This window comes from Tabrizicola sp. (genome assembly GCF_034366665.1).
Classification (GTDB): domain Bacteria; phylum Pseudomonadota; class Alphaproteobacteria; order Rhodobacterales; family Rhodobacteraceae; genus Tabrizicola.
The window spans coordinates 99,694-115,114 of record NZ_JAXMMF010000122.1 but is presented as its reverse complement, the minus strand read 5'-3'; the positions used below and the strand labels follow the sequence as shown (position 1 = coordinate 115,114).

The window sequence follows — 15,421 nt, the reverse complement described above, 5'->3', positions numbered from 1 at the left end:
CGGAATGTCGAACAAGCGCAGCAATACCGGGTCCGGCCCGTCGCAACGCCAGCTTCGCGTGGGGGAACTGATCCGCCGCACGCTGGCCGATGTGCTGAACCGGGCCGAGATCCATGACCCCGAGCTGAACGCCATGTCGATCACGGTGGGCGAAGTGTCGATGTCGAATGACCTGAAGGTGGCGACGGTCTACGTCATGCCGCTGATGGGGTCCGTCCCGGTGGAAAGCGCGATTGCGGCACTGGCGCGCAACAAGGCCGAGCTGCGGCACCGCGTGGTGGACGGGTTGACGCTGAAATATGCGCCGGACCTGCGGTTCCGCCCTGACGAGACGTTTGACCGGCTGGACGAAACCCGCCGTCTCTTCTCGGACCCTGCGGTGCAGCGCGACCTTGGCGCGGCCGATCTTGACCCGGCGGACGACAAGGAATGAGGCTTCTGGCTTTGGCTTTCCTCGTGGCGCCGGTGGCGGCGGAGGCAGCCGGGTGCCGGGACACCAGCTTTGAGGGCGCCTCCTACACCCTCTGCGAGGTGACGCTGGGCGAGGATCTGCGGCTGTTCCATTCGGGACCCGACGGGGCCTATGGCAGCTTTCGCAACGTCGACGCGGCGCTGGGGGCCGAGGGCAAGGCTTTGGGCTTTGCGATGAACGCAGGGATGTATCACCGGGACCTGGCCCCCGTAGGGCTTTACGTCGAGGAGGGGGTCGAAACCTCGGCCATCGTCACCAGCGACGGGCCGGGAAACTTTGGCCTCTTGCCGAACGGGGTGTTCTGCATTGACGACGGGTTCCGGGTGATCGAAAGCCGGACCTTCAAGCGGGACCGGCCCGAGTGCCGCTATGCGACGCAGTCCGGACCGATGCTGGTGATCGACGGTCAGCTGCACCCGAAGCTGCTTCCCGGCAGCGACAGCACCTATATTCGCAATGGCGTCGGGGTTTCCGAGGACGGCAAGCGGGCGGTCTTCGCGATCTCGAACGACGAGGTGAACTTCCATTCCTTCGCGCGCCTCTTCCGCGACGAGCTGGGGCTGTTCGAGGCGCTGTATTTCGACGGCAATATCTCGCGGCTTTATGCGCCTGCGCTTGATCGGCATGACGGCGGCTTTCCGATGGGGCCGATTGTCGGCACCGTGGTTCCGAAGGATTAAGATGGCACGGGGCAAGAAGGGCCGGGCGATCAGTGGCTGGCTGATCGTCGACAAGCCGGCGGGGGTGAACTCTACCGCGGTGGTCAACAAGGTGAAGTGGGCGTTCGGCGCGCAGAAGGCGGGCCATGCGGGGACGCTGGACCCGGATGCGACGGGCGTGCTGGCCGTGGCCTTGGGCGAGGCGACGAAGACGATCCCCTACATCACCGACGCGCTGAAGTGCTACCGGTTCCGGGTGGTGCTGGGCGCGGCGACGGATACCGACGATGCCTCGGGTCAGGTGATCGCGACGGCGGCGGTGCGGCCCTCGGATGATCAGATCGAGGCGGCGCTGGGGGCGTTTCGGGGGGATATCCTGCAGGTCCCGCCGCAGTATTCCGCGGTGAAGGTGGACGGCGACCGCGCCTATGATCTTGCGCGCGAGGGCGAGGTGATGGACCTGGCCGCCCGGCCCTTGTGGGTGGAACGGCTGGACTTCCTGGGTCGTCCGGACGCGGATCACGTCGATCTGGAGATGGTCTGCGGCAAGGGCGGCTATGTGCGGTCCATCGCGCGCGACCTTGGCCGGGCGCTGGGATGTCTGGGCCATGTGGAGTGGCTGCGACGCACCTGGTCGGGGCCGTTCGACGTCGAGGATGGCGTGACGCTGGCGACCATCGACGCCGAGGCGAAGACCGAGGCGCTGGACGCCCACCTTCTGCCGCTGGAACTGGGGTTGCAGGACCTGCCCGAGTTCACCGCGACACCTGAAGGCGCGGCGCGGCTGCGGAACGGCAATCCGGGGCAGGTTATCGGCCACGCCGACTGGGGCACCGAGGGCTGGGCCAGTCTGGATGGCCTCGCGGTGGCCGTGGGGCACTATCGGGGCGGGGAGTTGCACCCGAGCCGGGTGTTCAATCGCTGAACAGCGGGGCCGCCATCAGCCGCCCTGTGCCAGCCTCTCCATGACTTGCCAGGGGCGCGGCGGTCGACGGTCTGTGCTGTCGAATTGAAACCAGCATCCGCCGCCGCCGGGACCCTGGTCATGGCGGCGGTCAATCGTCGCGCCGGTCAAGGCGCAGAAGATCAAGGTGCCGACCCCGCCATGTCCGACGAAAAGCACGTCCCCCGTGACGCCATCGCTTAGACACAGCTCGACTTCGGACACGATCCGCCGCTGTGCGTCCTGTGCGGTTTCCCACCCCCGGACACTTTGGGACGGATTGGCGAAGAACGCGTCGGCGGTTTTCTCGAATTCCTCCGGCGGCAGGAAGCCTGTGGAACTGCGATCATTCTCATGCATGAGCGGTCGGATTTCCAGGCTGACCCCGAGGGCGGTCGCAAGCGGGCGAGCCGTCTCCAGCGCCTTTCTTTCAGCGCTGCTGATGACCCTTTTCGTCGCGGAAAGTGAGCCCAACTGTCTGGCAAGGGCGGTCACGCGGGCAGTCCCGACACTGTTCAGCGACCAGTCGGTGATTTCCTTTGCAGGGTCGATCAGGACCTGCGGATGCGTCAGGTAGCGAACAGTCTTAGTCATCATCGCCTTCGTCAAAAGAAGCCTGAAGGTCGGCAATTTAGCCGCCGGCGATCCACCATAGGGCGGTAGCAGATCCAGCGCGCAGCCCCCTGAAACTGAAAAGGCCCCGCGTTGCCGCAGGGCCTTGGTCTTTCAAAGGTCAGAAACCTTAGGCCAGAGCGGCCTTGGCCTGGCCGGCGATGGCGTTGAACGCCTCGGGCTCGTGCACGGCGAGATCGGCGAGGACCTTGCGGTCAACCTCGATCCCGGCTTTCGACAGGCCGTTGATCAGACGCGAATAGGTCATTTCGGCGTCGAACAGGCGGACGGCAGCGTTGATCCGCTGGATCCACAGCGCGCGGAACTGGCGCTTGCGGACCTTGCGGTCGCGGGTGGCGTACTGCTGGGCCTTGTCGACGGCCTGAGTGGCGGTGCGGAAGTTCGTGGAGCGGGCGGCGTAGTAGCCAGCCGCTGCCTTGATGACCTTCTTGTGACGGGCGTGCGTCACCTTGCCGGATTTAACGCGGGACATCTGGTGCTCTCCTTACCGGTCGTAGGGCATGTATTTTTTGACGATCTTCGCATCGCTGTCGTTCAGGATCATGGTCCCGGCCGAGTTGCGGACGAATTTCGCCGTGCGTTTGATCATGCCGTGGCGCTTGCCGGCAGGACCGGCCTTCACCCGACCGGAGGCCGTGAAGCTGAAACGCTTCTTCGCCGCCGACTTGGTCTTCATCTTGGGCATTTCCATCTCCGTGGTTTCAGGCACGACTCGGCATGCCACTGTGGCCGGCCGTGCGGGTAATCGAGCCGCCCCTATAGGGGGAGGCCGGGACGGGTGCAAGGGGCAACCTCAGTTGAAGAAGCCCGCCAGGACGGTCACCATCACGCCGGGCACCTCGTTGAAGGCATAGCCGCCGGGGCGCGTGGTCAGGGCATAGACGATCAGCGCCCCTGCCCCGACGAACATGACCGACCCCAGACGCGGCGCGCGGCTTTCCACCCAGGCCGACAGCAGCGAGGGCACCGACAGGACCAGAAGCAGGATGCCAACCGTCAGAGCGAGATCAGTATCCATGACGCCCCGCCATTACGCCCAAGCAGGCGAAGCCTACTCGGGGTCGACGCGCGAGATCAACCGTTCGTCGCAGGGGGCCACGCGCAGGATGTTGGTGGTGCCCTTGACGTTGAACGGCACGCCGGCGGTGACGACGATCTGGTCTTCCTCGGTCGCGAAACCGTCGGCCCGCGCGGCGCTGACGGCCGCCAGAACGGCGCCCTTGAAGCGGTCCTGCGGCGGGGTGATCACGCAATGCGCGCCCCAGGTCAGGGCCATCCGGCGGGCGGTGGACATCAGCGGGGTCAGCGCGATGATCGGGACGTGCGGGCGTTCGCGGGCGACGAGGGCGGCGGTGGTCCCGGTCTGGGAGAAGCAGCAGATCGCCTTGATGTTCGTCGCCTCGGCGATTTCGCGGGCGGCAGCGACGATCCCGTCGGCCACCGATTCGCGGCGGACCTGACGGCTCGCCTCGATCACCGAGCGGAAGGTCGGGTCCTTCTCGACGCTGAGCGCCACATCGTTCATCGTGCGGATGGCTTCGATCGGATACTTGCCCGCGGCGGATTCAGCCGAAAGCATGATCGCGTCCGCACCTTCGTAGATGGCGGTAGCGACGTCCGAGACCTCGGCACGGGTGGGCACGGGCGATTCGATCATCGATTCCAGCATCTGGGTCGCAACGATCACCGGCTTGGCCGCCGCGCGCGCGCCACGGACCAGACGCTTCTGGATCGGCGGGACCGAGGTGACGGGCAGTTCGACGCCCAGGTCGCCGCGCGCGACCATGATGCCGTCGGACACCTGAAGGATGGCGTCATAGGCCTTTACGGCGGCGGGCTTTTCGATCTTGGACAGGATGGCGGCGCGGCCCTTGGCCAGGGTGCGCGCTTCGATCACGTCCTCGGGGCGCTGGACGAAGGACAGGGCCAGCCAGTCGACGCCCAGCTCGCAGACGAATTCCAGATCGCCACGGTCCTTGTCGGACAGGGCGGCCACCGGCAGCACCACATCGGGGACGTTCACGCCCTTGCGGTTGGAAATCGTCCCGCCGACGACCACGGTGCAATCGGCGAAATCCTTGCCGCAGGCGTTCACATGCAGGCGGATCTTGCCGTCGTTCACCAGAAGCGAGGTTCCAGGTTCAAGCGCCGCGAAGATTTCGGGGTGCGGCAGGTTCACGCGATGCACGTCGCCGGGGACCGTGGACAGGTCCATGCGGAAGGCGGCGCCCTCGACCAGTTCCTCGGCGCCGTTGGCAAAGACGCCGACGCGCAGCTTCGGGCCTTGCAGGTCGGCCAGGATGCCGATCGGGCGGCCAAGGTCCTTTTCGACCTGGCGAATGATCTGGTGGCGCTTGGCGATATCCTCGTGGACGCCGTGGCTCATGTTCAGGCGGAACACGTCGGCCCCGGCCTCGAACAGGGCGCGGATCATCTCGTAGGTGCTGGATGCCGGGCCAAGCGTGGCCACAATCTTCACGTTGCGGTGACGGCGCATCGCCATCCTCCTGCTGATAAATTCCGGTTCATGTGGGCCGAGGGCCTTATGGCGCAATCCGATCCATCCCGCAACGCCCGGTTTGCCTTCCATCCGCTCTTCGTGTCGCTTCGCTTGCTCATCGCTGGTGTCCGGGCCATGTCGACCGTAAACAGGGCGACAGTCAAAGGGGGGCGACGTTGGCGTTCAGGATCGAGGGGGAAGACCGCAAGGGCCGCTGGCTGGTGACCTGCGACCATGCGTCGAACCGGGTGCCGGACTGGGTGAACGGCGGCAACCTGGGCATTCCGCAGGCGGACATGGCGCGGCACATCGCCTGGGACGTTGGCGCGGCTGGAGTGGCGTCAGAGTTGGGGCGCCTTCTGGACAGTCCGGCGATCCTCTCCGACTTCAGCCGTCTGGTGATCGACCCGAACCGGGGCGAGGACGATCCGACCCTGGTGATGAAGCTTTATGACGGGACGATCATCCCGGCCAACCGGCATATCGGGCCCGAGGCGGTCGAGGAGCGGCTGGACCGTCTCTATCGCCCATACCACGCAGCCTACGCGCGCCTGGCGGCGTTGCGGTCGGACCGGGTGATTGTAGCGGTACACTCCTTCACACCGGCGCTGCGGGCGCGTGCACCCCGGCCCTGGCATGTGGGGGTGCTGTATTCCCACCTGGACGAGCGGTTCTCCAAGCCGCTGATTGCCCGCCTGCAGGCCGAGACCGACCTTTGCATCGGCGACAACGAGCCCTATTCGGGCCACCTGCCGGGCGACGCCATCGACCGGCACGCCTTGCGCCTGGGGCGGCACAACACACTTATAGAGGTGAGGAACGACCTGATCGCCACGCCCGCCGAACAGGCGCATTGGGCGGGGCGGCTGGCGGTGATCCTGACCGAAGTGCTGGAGGGACTGTAGATGGACGACGCAACCCGGACCGAGCTGGAAGCCGCAGCCTTCCGCGCCTTGGTGCATCACCTGATGGTCAAGCGGCCCGAGGTGCAGAACATCGATCTGATGAACCTGGGCGGGTTCTGCCGCAACTGCCTGAGCCGCTGGTATCAGGAGGCCGCCGCCGAGCGCGGGCTCGTCATGTCGAAAGAAGAAGCGCGCGAGATCGTCTACGGGATGCCCTATGCTGCTTGGGTTGCGCAGAACCAGACAGCGGCGGATGCAGGCAAGCAGGCGGCGTTCCAACAGGCCTTCGCTGAAAACGTGGGCAAAAAGGACTGACAGCGCAGATGTGACCCGGGGCTGCATCGCGTCGGGGCAGCGTTTCTGCTAGGGTAAGGGGATGCTTCTGGATGCCCGTCACGACTATTCCCCTGCCGAGCGTCAGAGCGATGCCGTGGTCCATTTTCTGGGGATCGGCGCGGCGCTGATTGCGGTTCCCGTCCTGATCATCCTGGCCGTGACCTTGCGCGGGGATCTTCCGGCGGTGGCCTCAACCACGATCTACGGGGTGGCGCTGCTGACGATGCTGGTCTTCTCGGCGCTGTTCCACCTGACCACGCAGCCCCGTCTGCGGCGCATCTTCCGCAGTCTGGACCACACCGCAATCCTGTGCCTGATCGCGGCGACCTATACTCCGTTCGTCCTGTTGTCAGGGGCCGAGGCGACGGGGCTTCTGGTCACGCTCTGGGCCGCCGCCCTTCTGGGGGCCGCGCTGCGCGCCTTCGCGCCGGACCGGCTGAAGCTGGCCGCCATCGCGCTGGCGCTGGGGATGGGCTGGGCCGGTCTGATCGGCGGGGGTGCGCTCTTCGCCCTTCTGTCCACGCCGGTGATGGTGCTGATCACCATTGGCGGCGTGCTTTACACGGTGGGCGTGGGCTTTTGCGTCTGGGAAAGGCTGCTGTTTCACTACACGATCTGGCATCTTTGCGTGCTGGCCGCGAGTGCTGCGTTCTATGCCGCGGTCACTGTCCAGCTGGTGCAGTCGGCGCAAATCTGACGCTGGCGTAGGGTGGGCGATCCGCCCACCCTCCCCACTCTAGCGCAAAAGCCACAGGGTGCGCCCAAGCCTCTCACCACGCAGGGTTTTTTGTGGACCTGTCGCGCGCGCCCGGCTATCGTCCGGTCAAACGGGGCGAATAGACCCTGCGATCGAGGCAGTAATGGCGTTTCCTGAGCGGTTTTCGAACCTGCCGGACTATGCGTTTCCGCGTCTGCGGAAGCTTCTGGACGCACATCCTCCGGGTGGTGCGCCCATCGCCATGACCATCGGCGAGCCGCGCCATGCGATGCCGGACTTCGTCGGACCGATCCTGGCGGCCAACCTGTCGGGATTCGCGGTCTACCCGCCGAACGACGGGGCACCGGAACTGCTGGCCGCCATCTCGGGCTGGATCGCCCGGCGGTATGGGATGACCCTTGACGAGGACCGGCTGATGGTGCTGAACGGCACCCGCGAGGGGCTGTTCAACGCCTGCATCGCACTGTGCCCCGAGACCAAGAACGGCCAGAAGCCGGTCGTCCTGATGCCGAACCCGTTTTACCAGGTCTATGCCGTGGCGGCCCTCACTGTGGGGGCAGAACCTGTCTACGTTCCCGCAACCGCCGCCACCGGGTTCCTGCCCGACTATGGCAGCCTGCCTGTCGAGGTGCTGGACCGGGTGGCGCTGGCCTATATCTGCTCGCCCGCGAACCCCCAGGGCGCGGTGGCGTCGAAGGAGTATCTGGCGGACCTGCTGGCGCTGGCCGAGAAGCATGACTTCAAGGTTCTCGCCGACGAATGCTATTCGGAAATCTGGCGTGAGGTGCCGCCTCCGGGCCTGTTGCAGGTGGCCGAGGCTCAGGGCGCGGACCCCGAGCGGGCTGTGGTGTTCCATTCGCTGTCCAAGCGGTCAAACCTGCCGGGCCTTCGGTCGGGGTTCGTCGCGGCGGGGCTGCAGTCCATGCTGCGCATCCGGCAGTTGCGGGCTTTCGCGGGCGCTCCGCTGCCCCTGCCCTTGCAGCGCGTGGCCGAGGCAGCTTGGGCGGACGAGGCGCATGTCGATGCCTCGCGTGCGCTGTATCAGCAGAAGTTCCGCGATGCGGACCGGATCTTCGCGGGCCTGCAGGGCTATCAGGCGCCGGGGGGCGGGTTCTTCCTGTGGCTGCCGGTCGAGGACGGCGAAGCGGCCGCACTGAAATTGTGGCGCGAGACGGGGGTGCGGGTTCTGCCCGGCGGCTACCTCTCGCGCGACGCCGGGGGGCAAAACCCCGGCCGCGGATATATCCGGGTGGCCCTTGTGGCCAGCCAAGAAGAAACGCAGCGCGGGCTTACGATGCTTCGCGACTGCATCTACGGGTGAGGGAACGAATGGCTTCGTATCAGGCACGGCAGCGCGATCCGCTTCTGGATCAGGGCACGCAGGCGATGCTGGAACGTCGGGGGCGCGAGCTTCTTGGGCTGGTCCTGATGCTGGTGGCCTTCGGCTTCACGCTGATGCTGTGGAGCTACTCGCCCGAGGACCCGGGCTGGATGGTCGCCACGGAAGAACCGGCGCAGAACATCTTCGGGCGCTTCGGGGCGGCTGTGGCCTCGACCCTGATCATCCTGATCGGCAAGGGCGCCTGGACGATCCCGCTGATCTTCCTGGCCTGGGGTGTCCGGTTCATGATCCATCGCGGCGGCGAGCGGGCCGTGGGGCGGGTGGTCTTTGCGGTGATCGCGGTGGCCTTCGCCGCCGTGCATTGCGCGACGCTGGTGCCGGGGGATGCCTGGACGCACACCTTCGGGCTGGGCGGGTTGTTCGGCGATACGGTCACCGGGTCGCTGATCGGGGTCATTCCGGGGTCGGCTGGCTTCGGGCTGAAGTTCCTGTCGCTGCTGACCTTCGCGGGCCTCATTGCGATGATGCTGTTCGTTACCGGCTTCGACATGGAAGAGCTGAAGGCGATCCAGCGGTTCCTGCTGCTTGGCTCGATCATGGGCTATGCCGCCTTGCGTCAGGCTTTGGGCTATGGCGCGCGGGGAGCCCTGCATGGGGCGGCCGCGTTGCAGGACCGGGCGCGGGCGCGTCAGGCCAACGCGGCTTCGGCGCGGGGGTATGAGCCTCCGGTGGCGATGGGGCGCGATGCCTCGGTCTCGCGTCGGATGATGCCGCCGGTTACCGGTGCGATGGCGCCCGAGCCCCTGCGGGCAGCACCGGCGCGGGCGATGCCGGCCTCGCTGCGGTCCGAGCCGCGTCATGCGCCCGAAGCGGACTACGCCCCTGCCCCGGTCAAGGAGAAGCTGGGTCTCTTGGAGCGTCTGCGCCGCAAGGCCCAGCCCGAGCCGGAACTGATCGAGGTCGAGCCGACCTGGAACGACCAGATGCCGCAGGAAGACCGGATCAAGGCGCGGATTTCCGACGTGATCCGCACCCGCGTGATGCGGACCCCCGATTTCCCGGTGGCCCCGCCGCCCTTGCCGACAGCTGCGCGGGTCGAGCCGCCCGTGATGCGCCCCAAGGGTCCCGTCGTCCTGATGGCCGACACGCGCCCCCTTCCCCGGACCGCCCCGCCCGTGGTTGCTCCCGCGTGGGAGCCGGAGGTCGAGGAGGACGAGCCGCTGGCCTACACCGAGGAAGCCTGGGACGACCAGGGTGATCTGGCCGATTATCCGCTGGACGAGCTGGAGGATGAACTGCCCCCCGCCCGCCCGATGTCCTTTACCCCCGACCGCAAGGCCGTGGTGCAGCACGTGGTCAAGAAGCCGGCGCCGTCCCGTCAAGCGATGGCGGAAAGCCAGCCCGCCTTGCGCTTCGATGAACCGGTGCAAACCTACGAACTGCCGCCGCTGAATCTCTTGACCGCGCCGATCAAGGTGCAGGGCATGCAGCTGTCGGACGAGGCGCTGGAAGAGAATGCGCGGATGCTGGAATCGGTGCTGGACGACTATGGCGTCAAGGGCGAGATCACTGCTGTTCGTCCCGGCCCCGTGGTCACCATGTACGAGCTGGAACCGGCTCCGGGTCTGAAAGCCAGTCGCGTGATCGGGCTTGCCGACGACATCGCGCGGTCGATGTCGGCGTTGTCGGCGCGTGTGTCCACTGTCCCCGGTCGCAGCGTGATCGGCATCGAACTGCCGAACGCCCACCGCGAGAAGGTGGTCCTGCGCGAGATCCTCTCGGCCCGCGACTTCGGTGACAGCCAGATGCGGTTGCCGCTGGCCTTGGGCAAGGACATCGGCGGCGAGCCGGTGGTGGCAAACCTGGCGAAGATGCCTCACCTGCTGATTGCCGGGACCACGGGGTCGGGCAAGTCGGTTGCAATCAACACCATGATCCTGAGCCTGCTTTACAAGCTGACGCCCGAGGAATGCCGCCTCATTATGATCGACCCGAAGATGCTGGAACTGTCGGTCTACGACGGCATCCCGCACCTTCTGTCCCCCGTCGTGACCGACCCGAAGAAGGCCGTCGTGGCCCTGAAGTGGGTCGTCAGCGAGATGGAGGAACGTTACCGCAAGATGTCCAAGATGGGTGTGCGCAACATCGAGGGCTACAACGGCCGGGTGCGTGAGGCCCTGTCGAAGAACGAGATGTTCAAGCGCACCATCCAGACCGGGTTCGACGAGGAAACCGGCGATCCGGTGTTCGAGACCGAGGAATTCGCGCCGCAGCCCTTCCCCTATATCGTCGTCATCGTCGACGAGATGGCCGACCTGATGATGGTGGCGGGCAAAGAGATCGAGGCCTGCATCCAGCGCCTTGCCCAAATGGCGCGGGCCAGCGGCATCCACCTGATCATGGCGACGCAGCGGCCTTCGGTCGACGTCATCACCGGCACGATCAAGGCCAACTTCCCGACGCGGATTTCCTTCCAGGTGACTTCGAAGATCGACAGCCGCACCATCCTGGGGGAACAAGGGGCCGAGCAGCTTCTTGGCGCGGGCGACATGCTGTATATGGGCAACGGCGCGAAGATCACCCGTATCCACGGGCCGTTCGTCAGCGACGAGGAAGTGGAAGAGATCGTCAACCACCTCAAGTCCTTCGGGCCGCCGGTCTACATGTCGGGCGTCGTCGAAGGCCCAGAGGACGAGGTCGCCAGCGACATCGACATGGTGCTGGGGCTTGGGTCGGGCGAAAGCTCGGACGATGCGCTGTACGATCAGGCGGTGGCGATCGTGGCGCGGGACCGCAAATGCTCGACCAGCTACATCCAGCGGAAACTGGGCATCGGCTACAACAAGGCCGCCCGTCTGGTCGAGCAGATGGAAGAGGAAGGCGTGGTCACCCGCGCCAACCACGTCGGCAAGCGCGAAATCCTGATCGAAGAGCGGTAACTGCCCAAAGGTTAAGCGCTGCAAAGGCCCTGCTGGAGGATTCCGGTGGGGTCTTAATCATTTAGGCATTTCGGACACATTCGCGCCTCAATCCAGCCCGAATCTGAACACAACCTCAGGTTGTAAATCGTGTCCGGTTTTCGCCACAGAATCGACATGGTGCTGCAGTGGGGCCGGCAGTTGCGTCTTGGGGTAAGGGGGCCCCTGGAACATGGCATTTGACACGTCCGATACGCTGAACCGCTCGGACCTGAGCGACGAGCTTCTGCCTGGTACCGCGCTGTTTCATGGCCAATACCGCATCGTCCGCTACATCAACAGCGGCGGTTTCGGGATCACCTATCTGGCCAAGGACAGCCTTGACCGCGAGGTGGTGATCAAGGAGTGCTTCTCGTCAACCTTCTGCCGCCGCACCGAAACCCGGGTGCGCGCAAGGTCGCTGTCAACGCGCGACAACATGCAGCGGATCGTCAAAAGCTTTCTGAACGAGGCGCGGAGCCTGGCCAGCCTGAAGCACCCGAACGTCGTCGGGGTGCATCAGGTGTTCGAGGACAACGACACCGCCTACATGGCGATGGACTATATCCGCGGCCACGACCTGCTGGAGATCGTGGACGAGAAGAAGGCGACGCTGCCCCCCGACCAGATCGTGACCATCGCGGGCAAGCTGGTGTCGGCCATCGGCTACATCCACGGGCGGGGCTTGCTGCATTGCGACATCTCGCCCGACAACATCTTCGTCACTCCGGACGGCGAGCCGATCCTGATCGACTTTGGTGCCGCGCGGCGCAGTGCGGCGGGCGAGGCACAGAAGTATTCAGGCCTTAGCGTGGTGAAGGACGGCTACTCTCCGCATGAGTTGTACGCGGCGGGCGGAAATTCCGGACCGTGGAGCGACATCTACTCGCTGGCGGCATCGCTGTATCATGCGATCTCTGGCACCGCGCCCGAGAATTGCCAGTCACGGCTGTCGGCGATGGCCGAAAAACGGCCCGATCCTTGCCGTCCGCTGGCGGGGCGGATCACGGGCTATCCGGCAGGTTTCCTGGATAGCATCGACCGGGCAATGGCCGTGGTGCCCGCGGCCCGGTTCCAGAAGGCCGAGGATTGGCAGCGCATCCTGCCGCAGCCCGAGGCAAAGGACCGCAAGGTGGTGCTGCTGCGCCGGCTGGTGCCGATGACCCCGGCCGCCGAGGGTCCGGTGCGCGCTGTCGTCCCGGAGGCCCGGCCTGCGCCGCTTCCTGTCCGCCCGCGCCGCACCTTCCTGCGCGGGAACGAGGTCGACATCTCGGGCCTGCGTCGGGTCAGCGGCTTCGTCGGCGCCTGGCTGGTCGACAGCGTGACGGGGCATGTGCTGGCGGCCGAGCAGGACGAAGGTCCGCACGACCATGAATCCGTGATGGCCGCAGCGGTCGGCCTTGGCCGGGCGCACCTGCGGGCGATGGAGTTGGTCGACGACAGCGTCGAGGATATCCTGGTGACCCTGGGCCGCAGCGTCCTGCTGATCCGCCCCCTGCCCCAGTCGCCGAAGGCGTTTCTCTGCGTCACGATGGACGGGGAAACCGCCAATCCGGGTCTGGCCCGCGTCCAGTTGCGCAGAGTTGCCCAGTCGGTGCGGCTTTAGCGGTCAGGACAGCTTAAGCTGATCGCGTCGTGAGCCTTGCGTCGCCGCCTCAAGGATCTGGGCCAGTATCACGCTGACCACGACGGAAAAGAGCGCAAGCTCGATATAGGTGATCCGCAGCGACTGACCGATGATGATCGCCAGCGGGTGGGACACGATGATCCAGGTCGACATCCGGCCACACCAGTCCGACGTCGGCGTGGCGGGCAGGTGGATCGACATGAACAGCAGGGCAAGCGCCGTGCCGACCAGGATGGTGGTGTTGTCCGGCGCGGGTCGTCCCAGGAACAGGATCGTCGCACTCAAGATCAGCGTCACGACAGCCAGACGCCAGCCCCAGGCAAAGAAGGCGATGCCGACGACAATCGGGATGATGCCGAAGCTCCACATTCCGAAGGGAACGGCTTCCGGCGTGCCCTCTACCGCCATGAGGAGCGCCACCAGAAGCGCGGTGCCAAGCGAGGCGAGCGGATGCTGGAACCACGGGGCAAGGACCGAAGCGAGGAAGGCGAAGGGCAGAATCCACAAGTGGTACCAGGTCCCGGTCAACAGCATGTAGTCTTCCCACCAGCCGAAGGGCGGGGCGTGTGTCTTCAGCGTGAACGCGATCTGCACGACCGCAAAGACCAGCGACCAGATCAGGAAGGGCAACAGAAGCCGCCGCGCCTTGGCTGCGATGGTCCCCGTGGTGGGCAAGGTCAGGATCACAAGCAGGAACGGCACGGAAAGATAGGCGATCCGGTTGCCCGGCGCCTGGGTGAAGAACCAGACCAGGCCAAGCGCCGCAGCGAACCGGCCATAGTCGATAAGTCCGTTCCGCTCTGCCGTCACGCTGCATTCCCCGCTGCCGACGCATGGCTGCAGTGTGCGCCGAAATCGCGTTTCAATCCAGTGGGTAATGCGGCTCGCCACATCAGCGAGACCGGGGCGCGCGATGCAACCCTTGGTTACGGCGAGATGCGCCGTCGGTTTACGCCGGAACCGGCATCCCCGACTGCGGACGCTGACCCTTGCGACCGTCGCGCAGGTAGCGGGCGTAGCCCAGGTCGGCGGCCTCGATCTCGGCGCGGCGACCGCTGACGATGTCGGCCAGCACTCGGGCGGACCCTGCCGCCATCGTCCAGCCCAAGGTGCCGTGGCCGGTGTTCAGGAACAGGTTCTGGATCGGCGAGCGGCCAACGATGGGCGTGCCATCGGGCGTCATCGGACGCAGGCCGCACCAGAATTTCGCCTGGGACTGGTCGCCCGCGCCGCCAAACAGGTCCTCGACGGAATGGGTCAGCGTTGCCTGGCGCTTGGGCGACAGGCTGTGGTCGAACCCGGCGATTTCCGCCATGCCGCCGACGCGGATGCGGTCGCCCAGCCGGGTGATGGCGATCTTGTGGGTTTCGTCCATCACCGTCGACACCGGAGCGCGGGCCTCGTCCACGATCGGCACGGTGATCGAATAGCCCTTGATCGGGTAGACCGGCAGCTTGATCCCGAAGTCACGCACCAGCATCGGCGAATAGGACCCCAGCGCCACGACGAAGGCATCCGCCGTGACCCGGCCTTCCGAGGTGTGGACGGCGGTGATCCGGCCCTTGTCGGCCTCCAGCCGGTCGATGGCGACGCCGTGGCGGAAGGTGACACCCTGGGCGCGGGCCATGTCGGCAAGCGACTGGGTGAACTTGAAGCAGTCACCGGTTTCATCCCCCGGCAGGCGCAGCCCACCCGCGATCTTGTGCTTGGCCCCGGCCAGGCCCGGCTCGGCGGCGATGCAGGCCTCGGCATCCAGCACCTCGAACGGGACGCCGTCGGCCTTGAGGACCGCGATATCCTTTTCCGCCGCCGCCACCTGCTTTTCCGTGCGGAAAAGCTGCAGCGTGCCTTGCGTGCGTTCGTCGTAGGAAATCCCGGTCTCGGCCCGCAGGTCCATCAGGCAATCGCGCGAGTATTCCGCCAGCCGGACCATGCGCGACTTGTTCACCGCATAGGCCTCGGACGTGCAGTTCATCAGCATCCGCGCCATCCACGACAGCTTCGTCCAGTCCATCCGCGGCTGGATGATCAGCGGAGCATGTTCCATGAACATCCACTTCAGCGCCTTGATCGGGATGCCGGGGGCCGCCCAGGGCGAGGAATAGCCGGGGCTGATCTCGCCCGCGTTTGCAAAGGACGTCTCCAGCGCGGCGGCGGGCTGGCGGTCGATCACGGTGACCTCATGCCCCGCCTTGGCCAGATACCAGGCCGACGTCACCCCGATCACACCCGCGCCAAGAACAACGACCTTCATCCGACCCATCCTCGATCCAGCGTTCAACCTGTGCGGAAGATATGGCGAACTGGATGGGATTTCTTGGGGATTTTG

16 protein-coding genes are annotated in these 15,421 nt (G+C 65.9%); 9 read left to right on the top strand and 7 right to left on the bottom strand.

Going from position 1 to position 15,421, the window contains the following annotated elements; genetic code table 11:
- Positions 1 to 4 precede the first annotated feature (4 nt).
- The 3 genes from rbfA to truB are packed head-to-tail and all read left to right on the top strand — an operon-like array spanning position 5 to position 2,056.
- A complete protein-coding gene (gene rbfA / locus U1E69_RS17930; RefSeq protein WP_322245787.1) occupies positions 5 to 433 on the top strand; it encodes a 30S ribosome-binding factor RbfA in 429 nt (142 codons plus the stop codon).
- Positions 430 to 1,152 carry a phosphodiester glycosidase family protein gene (locus U1E69_RS17925; RefSeq protein WP_322245786.1) on the top strand — a complete coding sequence of 241 codons (723 nt, stop codon included), beginning with the start codon at positions 430 to 432 and terminating at the stop codon, positions 1,150 to 1,152. Before rbfA ends, U1E69_RS17925 begins: the two co-directional genes overlap by 4 nt.
- 1 nt (position 1,153) lies before the next feature.
- Positions 1,154 to 2,056, top strand: coding sequence for a tRNA pseudouridine(55) synthase TruB (gene truB / locus U1E69_RS17920; protein WP_322245785.1), 903 nt, complete (start codon positions 1,154 to 1,156; stop codon positions 2,054 to 2,056).
- A 15-nt stretch (positions 2,057 to 2,071) separates the two neighbouring features.
- Here the strand turns inward: truB and U1E69_RS17915 are convergent, their stop codons facing one another.
- The 5 genes from U1E69_RS17915 to pyk form a co-directional block, all read right to left on the bottom strand.
- Positions 2,072 to 2,668 carry a histidine phosphatase family protein gene (locus tag U1E69_RS17915; protein WP_322245784.1) on the bottom strand — a complete coding sequence of 199 codons (597 nt, stop codon included), beginning with the start codon at positions 2,666 to 2,668 and terminating at the stop codon, positions 2,072 to 2,074.
- Positions 2,669 to 2,816: 148 nt separating this feature from the next.
- Positions 2,817 to 3,179, bottom strand: coding sequence for a 50S ribosomal protein L20 (rplT, locus tag U1E69_RS17910; protein ID WP_305544725.1), 363 nt, complete (start codon positions 3,177 to 3,179; stop codon positions 2,817 to 2,819).
- A 12-nt stretch (positions 3,180 to 3,191) separates the two neighbouring features.
- Positions 3,192 to 3,392, bottom strand: a complete 201-nt coding sequence (gene rpmI / locus U1E69_RS17905; RefSeq protein ID WP_305544727.1) for a 50S ribosomal protein L35 — start codon at positions 3,390 to 3,392, stop codon at positions 3,192 to 3,194.
- A gap of 108 nt (positions 3,393 to 3,500) precedes the next feature.
- Complete coding sequence (locus U1E69_RS17900) at positions 3,501 to 3,725, bottom strand: hypothetical protein (protein ID WP_322245783.1); 225 nt, start codon at positions 3,723 to 3,725, stop codon at positions 3,501 to 3,503.
- Between the two features lie 33 nt (positions 3,726 to 3,758).
- On the bottom strand, positions 3,759 to 5,204 hold the full coding sequence (pyk, locus tag U1E69_RS17895) for a pyruvate kinase (RefSeq protein WP_322245782.1): 1,446 nt from the start codon (positions 5,202 to 5,204) through the stop codon (positions 3,759 to 3,761).
- 179 nt (positions 5,205 to 5,383) lie between these two features.
- Here pyk and U1E69_RS17890 point away from each other — a divergent pair, with 179 nt between their 5' ends.
- From U1E69_RS17890 to U1E69_RS17865, 6 genes are all read left to right on the top strand, one after another.
- Positions 5,384 to 6,112, top strand: coding sequence for an N-formylglutamate amidohydrolase (locus U1E69_RS17890; protein WP_322245781.1), 729 nt, complete (start codon positions 5,384 to 5,386; stop codon positions 6,110 to 6,112).
- Complete coding sequence (locus tag U1E69_RS17885; RefSeq protein WP_322245780.1) at positions 6,113 to 6,427, top strand: DUF1244 domain-containing protein; 315 nt, start codon at positions 6,113 to 6,115, stop codon at positions 6,425 to 6,427.
- 61 nt (positions 6,428 to 6,488) lie between these two features.
- Positions 6,489 to 7,145, top strand: a complete 657-nt coding sequence (trhA, locus tag U1E69_RS17880) for a PAQR family membrane homeostasis protein TrhA (RefSeq protein WP_322245779.1) — start codon at positions 6,489 to 6,491, stop codon at positions 7,143 to 7,145.
- A gap of 163 nt (positions 7,146 to 7,308) precedes the next feature.
- Positions 7,309 to 8,487, top strand: coding sequence for an aminotransferase class I/II-fold pyridoxal phosphate-dependent enzyme (locus U1E69_RS17875; RefSeq protein WP_322245778.1), 1,179 nt, complete (start codon positions 7,309 to 7,311; stop codon positions 8,485 to 8,487).
- A gap of 8 nt (positions 8,488 to 8,495) precedes the next feature.
- A complete protein-coding gene (locus U1E69_RS17870; protein ID WP_322245777.1) occupies positions 8,496 to 11,447 on the top strand; it encodes a DNA translocase FtsK in 2,952 nt (983 codons plus the stop codon).
- 211 nt (positions 11,448 to 11,658) lie between these two features.
- Positions 11,659 to 13,071: a serine/threonine-protein kinase gene (locus U1E69_RS17865; protein ID WP_322245776.1), complete on the top strand. Its 1,413-nt coding sequence runs from the start codon at positions 11,659 to 11,661 to the stop codon at positions 13,069 to 13,071.
- Positions 13,072 to 13,074: 3 nt separating this feature from the next.
- Here the strand turns inward: U1E69_RS17865 and U1E69_RS17860 are convergent, their stop codons facing one another.
- Together U1E69_RS17860 and U1E69_RS17855 are read right to left on the bottom strand one after the other, a co-directional pair.
- The gene (locus tag U1E69_RS17860; protein ID WP_322245775.1) at positions 13,075 to 13,902 is read right to left on the bottom strand and encodes a hypothetical protein; all 828 of its coding nucleotides are present in this window, start codon (positions 13,900 to 13,902) and stop codon (positions 13,075 to 13,077) included.
- 139 nt (positions 13,903 to 14,041) lie between these two features.
- A complete protein-coding gene (locus U1E69_RS17855; protein WP_322245774.1) occupies positions 14,042 to 15,346 on the bottom strand; it encodes a D-amino acid dehydrogenase in 1,305 nt (434 codons plus the stop codon).
- Positions 15,347 to 15,421: the final 75 nt, after the last annotated feature.

Excerpts from the sequence above, each read along its gene's own strand:
- rbfA (WP_322245787.1), top strand. The coding sequence starts at position 5 with ATGTCGAACAAGCGCAGCAATACCGGGTCCGGCCCGTCGCAACGCCAG.
- U1E69_RS17925 (WP_322245786.1), top strand. The coding sequence starts at position 430 with ATGAGGCTTCTGGCTTTGGCTTTCCTCGTGGCGCCGGTGGCGGCGGAG.
- truB (WP_322245785.1), top strand. The coding sequence starts at position 1,154 with ATGGCACGGGGCAAGAAGGGCCGGGCGATCAGTGGCTGGCTGATCGTC.
- U1E69_RS17915 (WP_322245784.1), bottom strand. The coding sequence starts at position 2,668 with ATGACTAAGACTGTTCGCTACCTGACGCATCCGCAGGTCCTGATCGAC.
- rplT (WP_305544725.1), bottom strand. The coding sequence starts at position 3,179 with ATGTCCCGCGTTAAATCCGGCAAGGTGACGCACGCCCGTCACAAGAAG.
- rpmI (WP_305544727.1), bottom strand. The coding sequence starts at position 3,392 with ATGCCCAAGATGAAGACCAAGTCGGCGGCGAAGAAGCGTTTCAGCTTC.
- U1E69_RS17900 (WP_322245783.1), bottom strand. The coding sequence starts at position 3,725 with ATGGATACTGATCTCGCTCTGACGGTTGGCATCCTGCTTCTGGTCCTG.
- pyk (WP_322245782.1), bottom strand. The coding sequence starts at position 5,204 with ATGCGCCGTCACCGCAACGTGAAGATTGTGGCCACGCTTGGCCCGGCA.
- U1E69_RS17885 (WP_322245780.1), top strand. The coding sequence starts at position 6,113 with ATGGACGACGCAACCCGGACCGAGCTGGAAGCCGCAGCCTTCCGCGCC.
- trhA (WP_322245779.1), top strand. The coding sequence starts at position 6,489 with ATGCTTCTGGATGCCCGTCACGACTATTCCCCTGCCGAGCGTCAGAGC.
- U1E69_RS17875 (WP_322245778.1), top strand. The coding sequence starts at position 7,309 with ATGGCGTTTCCTGAGCGGTTTTCGAACCTGCCGGACTATGCGTTTCCG.
- U1E69_RS17870 (WP_322245777.1), top strand. The coding sequence starts at position 8,496 with ATGGCTTCGTATCAGGCACGGCAGCGCGATCCGCTTCTGGATCAGGGC.
- U1E69_RS17865 (WP_322245776.1), top strand. The coding sequence starts at position 11,659 with ATGGCATTTGACACGTCCGATACGCTGAACCGCTCGGACCTGAGCGAC.
- U1E69_RS17855 (WP_322245774.1), bottom strand. The coding sequence starts at position 15,346 with ATGAAGGTCGTTGTTCTTGGCGCGGGTGTGATCGGGGTGACGTCGGCC.